This window comes from Synechococcus sp. H70.1, assembly GCF_047502705.1.
Classification (GTDB): domain Bacteria; phylum Cyanobacteriota; class Cyanobacteriia; order Thermostichales; family Thermostichaceae; genus Thermostichus.
In genome coordinates, this window is record NZ_JANSIV010000010.1 from 47,319 (window position 1) to 54,489 (window position 7,171).

The window sequence follows — 7,171 nt, forward strand, 5'->3', positions numbered from 1 at the left end:
GCATCACCCCGGCGGCAGGCTTAGGGGCTGGGGAGCGCCTTTGAGGTCTCTTCTCCTGCCGCGCTGCTGTCCGGGGTAAAGCCGGCAAAATCGTGATCGTGGGGGCGCACTGACAGGATCAGCAGGTTGTAGAAAGCCCAGGCCAAACCAAAGATCAGCTCCGACCACGTCGGATCCCAGTTGCCGGCAAAGCGCAGGGATCCCACCCCCATAGCTAGCAATGTCAACCCAATAGCCAGCGCCTGCGGGCCGAGGGAAAGCTGGGAGGGCTGTTCAGGATAGGGGGGCACCCCTTGCAACGCCTGCACCAGCGCCTGAATGGACTGGAAAAACTGGCTACCTGTCTGTCGCTCGGACTGCCAGGCGGCCCCCCACAGAGAGGGAGGAAAAGCCAACAGCCAGGTAAGCCGCCCCAACAGGGCATAGGGCAAAAACCAGGCAAAAAAGGCCCTGTCAAAGGCTGGTACCGGCATCCAGCCCGTGCAGAGAAAGAGGATGGGCACTGCTAGATAGGCCAGCTCCGCCACCCCGCCAGCAGCCCAGAGGGTTAGCCAGAGGTACTGAAAGCGCTGCTGCTGCGTAGTTGGCTTGCCCCAAAAGGGGTTTTCTCGCAAGGCCGAAAAAATTGCTAGCAGAGCGACGCGGCGGTTGCGCAAGGGCAACAAAACGCCGGTGACCTGGGCCTGGCGCACTAGATGAGACTGCCAACCACGGCAGTGCAGCTGACACCCCAACTGCACAGGGCGGCGAATGTCAATTTGCGGGATCGCCTCCAAAGCCGCCCGCCGAATGAGACAGCCGGATCCCAGCAGCGGCGCCGCCTGGTAGCCTTGGGATCCCACCGCCAAAAGCTGCTGTAGGGGGTGAACGGCCTGGGGCCGACCCAGGGTGCGCAGCATCGCCTGCACAAAGCCGGTGGCATTGGCGATGGGAGCCCGCTCCGGTGAGTCATAAAACAGGGGCAACGTCTGCCACAAAAAATCCGGCTCGACAAAATGGCCCGGCTGCAACAGCAGCAGGTACTCTCCCTGCAGCTGGCCAGAGCCCAGCAGGTAGGCTAGGGGATCGGTCGCGGGGGTGGGGCAAGGCCAGTACTCGCAGGGAATAGCCCGCGCCACCTTGGCCATTTCCCCATCTTCCACCCGATCCACAATGTGGACAAACAGCCGCTCCCAGGGGTAGTCGAGGCGCAGGGCCGAGAGTACCGTCTGACGGGTTGCTTCCACAGAATCCCGCTGGCGTATCACCAGCACATCCACCCGCGGCAGTTGAAAAAATGCCCGCTGCAGCACCTCTGGCGCCGGCACTTCTTCTTGCGCCTCCTGGGAATAGCGGCTGAGGATAAAGCCCACTGCCGCCAGCCAAACGTACAGCTCCGCCCCCCAAAACAGAAGGGATCCCAAACCTGTCAGCCCGTCGGTGATGCGCCAGTAGAGGTAAGCCACCCCAGCAATGAGGTGCAGCAACCCCACCCAACGAAACAGGTATACCCGCACAGCCCTTAATCTCACAAGCGCTCTCCACAAAGTGGGCACTGGGCCAAGCCGGGAGCCCTCCCTTTGCCCAGGGGCAGACTGGGGGATGGGATCCGTTGATGGGCACTTGCCTGGAAAAACCCTTGCCTACTGGGCAGCCCTTTCAAGCGGGTAAACGCTCACCTTCTGCCGCCGTTTGCCGTAGCGCTCAAAGGTAACAATGCCTGTGGCTACTGCAAACAGCGTGTCATCCCTACCAATGCGCACGTTCACCCCTGGGTGGAACTTGGTGCCCCGTTGTCTTACCAGGATGTAGCCGGGATGCACCAGCTCGCCGCCAAAGCACTTCACCCCTAGGCGCTTGGAATTGGAGTCACGACCGTTGCGAGTGCTGCCGGTTCCTTTTTTGTGAGCCATAACACCTCCTAGGCAGTGGTCGCTAAAAACAGTCTACTTCTGGGCCACAGGGCTCCCTGTTGCTTCAGGAACTGGCTCTGGAGTGGTCTGGGAAGCTACTGGGGCAGTGGCTAGAGTCGTCCCGTTGAGTTCAATGGACTCAATCAGGACACGGGTCAGAAGCTGACGGTGGCCTCTTTTCTTGCGGGTTCCCTTCTTCGGCCTCATCTTGTAGACAATGATTTTGTTGCCGCGGCGGTGCTGCAAAACCCGCGCCCTCACCACCGCCTCGGGAACATAGGGACGCCCCAGGGTTACTTGTCCCTCGTGGTTAATCAATAAGACCTGGGAGAGGGCCAAAGGGCTGTTTTCCTCTGTGCCGGGCAGGCGATCGATGTCGTAAAAGCGCCCCGGCTCTACCCAAAGCTGCTTGCCACTGGTTTCCACAATCGCGTAGGTCATGCCTTTCCCTTGCCGTACAGGTGCCCTCGCGGGTCTTGAAACCTGATCCGAGCATTAACAGCGGTTTCTAATGCTAGCGCAAAGAACTGCCTCCTGTCAGCAAGGGCCCAGGAGGAGTGTTCCTCCGTCCCTTATTCAGTCAGCTTCTCCCAGGCGGCCTGGAGAGCAGCTTGCATGCGCTGGGCGGCCCGTTTGAGGCGCTGCTGCCAGGTTGTCCATTTTTGCTGCAAAAACTCTGCCGCCTCATCCAGCAGGGAGAGGTCGAACTTGCCCCCTTTGGCCAGCTCGTCCCGCACCTGCTTGACCTTGACGCGCACCACCTCCGGCGGGTCCTGGGGTCCAATCAAAGCCTTGAGGCGATCCCCCATGCGCTGGATGAGCTGCTTGACTTGGCGAGACTTTTCGCTCCAAAAGTTCTTTAGGCCCTCAGTCTCCGATTTGAGGCGCTGGGGAGCATCTTCCTTGACCACCACCGCATCCACGTCGATGGCCTCTACGTCCTCAGGTAAGAGGACGGCGCGCCCTCCCCAGGGCTCAGCAATGCTGCCCCCCAGAATATAGGCAGCAATAGATCCAGTCTCCCAGTCGAAGAGAAAATCCTCAATCCAGCCCACCGGCTGATCCCCAATGCGCACTGTGCGCCGGTAGAGGGAGCTAAGCGGCATTGCCGGGGTAGTGAAAAGGCTGGAGTAGGTTAGCAGCGCATCCGGCCCGATAAGCGAGATCTGCTCTAGGGGGGTGTAGCCTTGCTGGCTGCTGAAGTAGCAGACCCGTCCTTGAGAATCGACCCAGATTTCTTCGACAGTGCCCAAGGCCGTGGCGGTGCTGCCATCCAGGGCCAGCAGGCCCACCACTTGGCTGCGTCGGACGATCTGATCCATGAGGGTTTCTCCTAAAGGTAAAGGGGTTCAGTTGAGTAAGAGTTTCGGGATCCTCAAAAGCCGCGGTAGTGGTGGAGCTGCGCCCTAAGGCGGGCAATTTCCTGAGCCATGTCCAAAACCATGGCCGCTCCGACCCAGTTAAGGCCCAAGTCCCGATGCAGACGGATCATCTGCACCAGGCGCCGCAGTTGCTGGGGAGTGATGTAGCTGCTTTCGGCTTCCAGCAAGCCCTGAGCCAGCAGCCACTCCAAGAGGTGGGAAGGGATCCCAGTAACTTCGCTGGCCTGCTCAAAGGTATAGAGCCGTTCTTCCACCCGCACAATGGCCAAGCTCATAGCCTCACCTCCTGCAAGTAGGCGCGGGGATCCCAGCTCCGATGTTGCCGCAGTTTCTCGTAGAGATCCCGCTCAGTGGGGGAGAGGGATTTGGGCGTGACAACCTTCAGCCGCACCAGCAGGTCGCTCCGCTGCCCTTGGGGATCCCGCCAGCCTTGGCCGCGCAGCCGCAGGGTTTGGCCGCTATCGACGCCGGCAGGGATCTTCAGCTGCACCCGACCGGTGGGGGTGGGGACTTCCGCCGTGCCGCCCAAAACCGCCTCATCGGGCGTGATGGGCAGCTCGCAGAGCAGGTTGTCGCCATCAAAGCGGAAGAAGGGGTGGGGAGGCAGCTCCAGGGTGAGGTAGAGATCCCCCCTCGGTCCGCCGAAGGGGCTATATTGGCCCTTGCCCTTGACGCGGATGCGACTGCCCGGTTTGGCGCCGGGAGGAATGCGGATGGTGAGGGTTTCGCCATCCACGCTCAGCCGCTTTTGGGTGCCGTGGAAGGCCTCTGCCCAGGTGAGGCCTAGCGTGGCTTCTACGTCTTGCCCTGGCAGATCCACTGAGATGAACGGCCCAAACCCGGTGGTGAAACCCTGGAAGCCGCTGCGGCGGGATCCCATGCGGCCCAGCAGCTCGTTGATAAAGTCCTCGAAGGTGGCGTACTGGGCAAATCCCTCCATGCCCGGCCCTGCTGCGGCACCGCTGCCCACCCGTTGCCAGTACTGGCCAAACTGGTCGTAGCGCCGCCGCTTGTCTGGATCCGAGAGCACCTCGTAGGCTTCGTTGATCTCCTTGAAGCGCTCCTCGGCTGCCTTGTTGCCGGGGTTGACGTCAGGGTGATACTGGCGAGCCAGCTTGCGATAGGCGCGCTTGATCTCCTCCAAAGAAGCATCTCGGCTGACGCCTAGGATCTTGTAGTAATCCTTAAAATCACTCGCAGCCATGGGCTCACCTCTACCATCAATCAGTTAGGCTAAGGCTTTCAAAATAGCCAAGCAGGCTAAGACCAGAGCAGGGCCGGTAACTTTGCTTGTTTGAGGTCAACACTAGAACTTGCGCTTAGAGAAGATCCCTTTCTCGTCGCGGTTGAAAGCTTGTTTGACCTTTTCCCAAGCCTTGAGCAGGGCCTGGGTGACAGGGCTGCCCTCTGCCTTGGCCTGGTTATAGGCTTCCACAAAGGTTTGCTGGGCTTCTTCTGAGAGATCGGCGCGGATTTCTGGGGAGATGGTCTCCGGCGTCAGGTTGCCTTCTGGCTCGCTGGGCAAGTTCAAGTCGGCAGTGGCCACCTCTTCGCCGCCGGCACTTTGCAACAGCAAGTAGATTTCGCCGGCTTTTTCCTCCGGCACCTGCACCACCAACAAGAACTCACCCGCCTGTACCCGCGTCTGGTAGATGGCAGCCTTCTCCTGCGGCATGCCCAGGGCAATCAGGGCGGATCCCAGCCCCGCTCCCAACGCCCCGTAGAGAGCGCCACCGGTTGCCCCCAGCAGCGCCGCTCCCAAGGGCCCGGCGGCCACCACCGCCCCCAAAAAGGGAATAAACAGCACCCCTACCCCTGTAAGTAGCCCCAACAGGGAGCCAAACAGGGATCCATAAATGGCGCCGCTGGTCAACCCGTCGAGAACCACATCCTTGCGGGTGATAAAGCCGCTGATTTTGGCTTCCGTTTGAAAATTGCGGCCAATGATGGAGATGCGATCATTGGGGATGCCGCGGTTGAGGAGGCGCTGGATGCACTCTTGGACTTTGGCTTCTTCTTTAAAAACGGCAGAAACGCACTTTTTGGGGGCTTGGGCGAAGGCGCTCATAAAGTCTCCTGGGAAAGTTTTGGCCGGGAAGGCTGAGGGCAGCTTTTGGCAAGCTTTTCCCCTCTTTGCCTATGCTGCCCATTATCTCCCTCGGTTGCCCCAGCGGGGGTCGAGGGATCGCGAAACTCCTGGAGCGATCTCCGTACTGAGGAGGCCTGCCCAAGCGCCCCGCGCCGCTGGCCCTCACCCCCAGCTCCTCTCCCTCAGGGGGAGGGGAGTTGGGAATCGAGGTCGCGGCTAGAGGGATCCAAGACCTTGCCTCAAGCCCTGGCAGACCCCACTCAAAAAGTCCAGATCTAGGGTCTCAAGGGTGTCGCTGAGCTTGTGGTAGTGGGGGTTGCGCAAGAAGGCGGTGTCGGTCACCATAACTGCAGGGTAACCTGCATCCCAAAAGGGGGAGTGGTCGCTGAGGCGGGTAAGCGGCAGGATCAAACCCCGCTGGCCGGCTGGCAACCAGCAACACGGGATCCCCGCCTGCTGAAAACTGTGCTGCAGCCTCAGCAGATCCCCCAGGGCGGGCCAGTTGCCAATCAGGCCGATGTAATCCCCCCGGTCAGGGTAGAGCCGCTCCAGGCCAGCGGGGTAGCGCTGGGATCCGGGGGTGGGATCCCGGTAGCCCAGCATCTCCAAAGAGAGCATTAGCCGCAGGGGTTGGCGCTGTTGCTTGAGAAAGCGGGCGTAGGCTTTGCTCCCCAGCAGGCCCCGCTCTTCTAGGTCGAAGGCCACTAGCCACAGGGGGGAAAGGGCGGGATGGGTGGCAAAATGGCGGGCCAATTCCAGCAGCACCGCTACACCGCTGGCGTTGTCGTCGGCTCCAGGGGTGGCCGGGGCAGCGTCAAAATGAGCCCCGACCAGAATGGGCGATCGGCGGGGATGGGATCCCGGCAATTTCAAGATCCAGTTGCGGTGCTGGCAGCCCCGAGCCTCGAAGGAGAAAGATTCCACAGGGCCATAGCGGGAAAGCTCCTCTTGGATGTAGCGCTCCACCCGACTGTGGCCCAAAGGCGACCAGTCGGGATCCCGCGGCTGGGCCACTTGCTGCAGGTGATCCCGGAGGCGCTGTTGCAGATGGGGATCTTGGATCACTTTTCTTGCTCGGCAAGGGCTTGGGCATGAACCTGGCGGGCCAGCTCCAGGGTGAAGTAGCGGTGGGATCCTGCCCTTCCCGCCAGCACCTGAAACGGCAACTCCGGCTCCCCCAGGTGATCCAGCACCAAGGCTGCTCCGGAAAAGTCTTGCTCCCGAGTGTAATCGTTAACCGTCACCACGGCAGGGATGCCCGCCTGCTGGGCCGAGCGCAGCCCGTTTTCGGAGTCCTCAAAGGCCAGGCACTCCTGGGGGCGCAGCCCCATCTGTTCCAGCGTGTAGAAGTAGATGTCGGGGGCAGGCTTTTTGGCGGGGACAATATCGCCGGCAGCAATCACCTCAAACCAGCTCAGGCTCTCCGGCAGGGTGTGCTCCAGAAGGGCCGTCACGTTTTCGGGCGTGGTGGTGGTGGCGATGGCTAGGCGGATCCCGGCGGCCTTGGCTTCCTGCAAGAGGCGCTTGACCCCAGGGCGCAAGGGGATCCCTCCTTGGGCCAGTAGAGCTGTGTAGTGGCGGGTTTTGGCCTGGTGCAGCCGGGCTATTAGGGCCGTCAGGTCTTCCCCGGCAGGCAGCGGCGGCTGACAGGTCTCGACGAAGTGGCGAATGCGCTCTTTGCCGCCCGTAATAGCCAGGAGTTGGCCGTAGAGCTCCACCGACCAGTGCCAGTCCAAGCCTGCCTCGGCAAAGGCGGCGTTAAAGGCTACCCGATGGCCATCCCGCTCCGTGTCCGCCAGGGTGCCATC

9 protein-coding genes are annotated in these 7,171 nt (G+C 61.3%); all 9 read right to left on the reverse strand.

The window, feature by feature from the left end; genetic code table 11:
* Positions 1 to 20 precede the first annotated feature (20 nt).
* Positions 21 to 1,511, reverse strand: a complete 1,491-nt coding sequence (locus tag NW827_RS00560) for a cellulose synthase (protein ID WP_414403491.1) — start codon at positions 1,509 to 1,511, stop codon at positions 21 to 23.
* 111 nt (positions 1,512 to 1,622) lie between these two features.
* Positions 1,623 to 1,892 (reverse strand): 50S ribosomal protein L27, encoded by a 270-nt coding sequence (gene rpmA, locus NW827_RS00565; protein WP_414403492.1) that lies wholly within the window; start codon positions 1,890 to 1,892, stop codon positions 1,623 to 1,625.
* Positions 1,893 to 1,925: 33 nt separating this feature from the next.
* Positions 1,926 to 2,333, reverse strand: a complete 408-nt coding sequence (rplU, locus tag NW827_RS00570) for a 50S ribosomal protein L21 (protein WP_414403493.1) — start codon at positions 2,331 to 2,333, stop codon at positions 1,926 to 1,928.
* Positions 2,334 to 2,464: 131 nt separating this feature from the next.
* Complete coding sequence (locus NW827_RS00575; protein WP_414360949.1) at positions 2,465 to 3,214, reverse strand: photosystem reaction center subunit H; 750 nt, start codon at positions 3,212 to 3,214, stop codon at positions 2,465 to 2,467.
* A 53-nt stretch (positions 3,215 to 3,267) separates the two neighbouring features.
* Positions 3,268 to 3,549, reverse strand: a complete 282-nt coding sequence (locus tag NW827_RS00580) for a chaperone modulator CbpM (protein ID WP_414360951.1) — start codon at positions 3,547 to 3,549, stop codon at positions 3,268 to 3,270.
* Entirely contained in the window at positions 3,546 to 4,478 is a 933-nt protein-coding gene (locus tag NW827_RS00585; protein ID WP_414360954.1) for a DnaJ C-terminal domain-containing protein, read from the reverse strand. Before NW827_RS00585 ends, NW827_RS00580 begins: the two co-directional genes overlap by 4 nt.
* 102 nt (positions 4,479 to 4,580) lie before the next feature.
* Positions 4,581 to 5,342 carry a ChaB family protein gene (locus NW827_RS00590; RefSeq protein ID WP_414403494.1) on the reverse strand — a complete coding sequence of 254 codons (762 nt, stop codon included), beginning with the start codon at positions 5,340 to 5,342 and terminating at the stop codon, positions 4,581 to 4,583.
* Between the two features lie 237 nt (positions 5,343 to 5,579).
* Positions 5,580 to 6,428: a M28 family peptidase gene (locus NW827_RS00595; protein WP_414503204.1), complete on the reverse strand. Its 849-nt coding sequence runs from the start codon at positions 6,426 to 6,428 to the stop codon at positions 5,580 to 5,582.
* The coding region (locus tag NW827_RS00600; RefSeq protein WP_414503205.1) for an HAD family hydrolase at positions 6,425 to 7,171 on the reverse strand (747 nt) is incomplete at its 5' end. The genes NW827_RS00600 and NW827_RS00595, both read right to left, overlap by 4 nt.

What these genes read in the sequence shown, in the direction of transcription:
- NW827_RS00590 (WP_414403494.1), bottom strand. Translation starts at nt 5,342, where the DNA reads ATGAGCGCCTTCGCCCAAGCCCCCAAAAAGTGCGTTTCTGCCGTTTTT.
- NW827_RS00575 (WP_414360949.1), bottom strand. Translation starts at nt 3,214, where the DNA reads ATGGATCAGATCGTCCGACGCAGCCAAGTGGTGGGCCTGCTGGCCCTG.
- rpmA (WP_414403492.1), bottom strand. Translation starts at nt 1,892, where the DNA reads ATGGCTCACAAAAAAGGAACCGGCAGCACTCGCAACGGTCGTGACTCC.
- rplU (WP_414403493.1), bottom strand. Translation starts at nt 2,333, where the DNA reads ATGACCTACGCGATTGTGGAAACCAGTGGCAAGCAGCTTTGGGTAGAG.
- NW827_RS00580 (WP_414360951.1), bottom strand. Translation starts at nt 3,549, where the DNA reads ATGAGCTTGGCCATTGTGCGGGTGGAAGAACGGCTCTATACCTTTGAG.
- NW827_RS00585 (WP_414360954.1), bottom strand. Translation starts at nt 4,478, where the DNA reads ATGGCTGCGAGTGATTTTAAGGATTACTACAAGATCCTAGGCGTCAGC.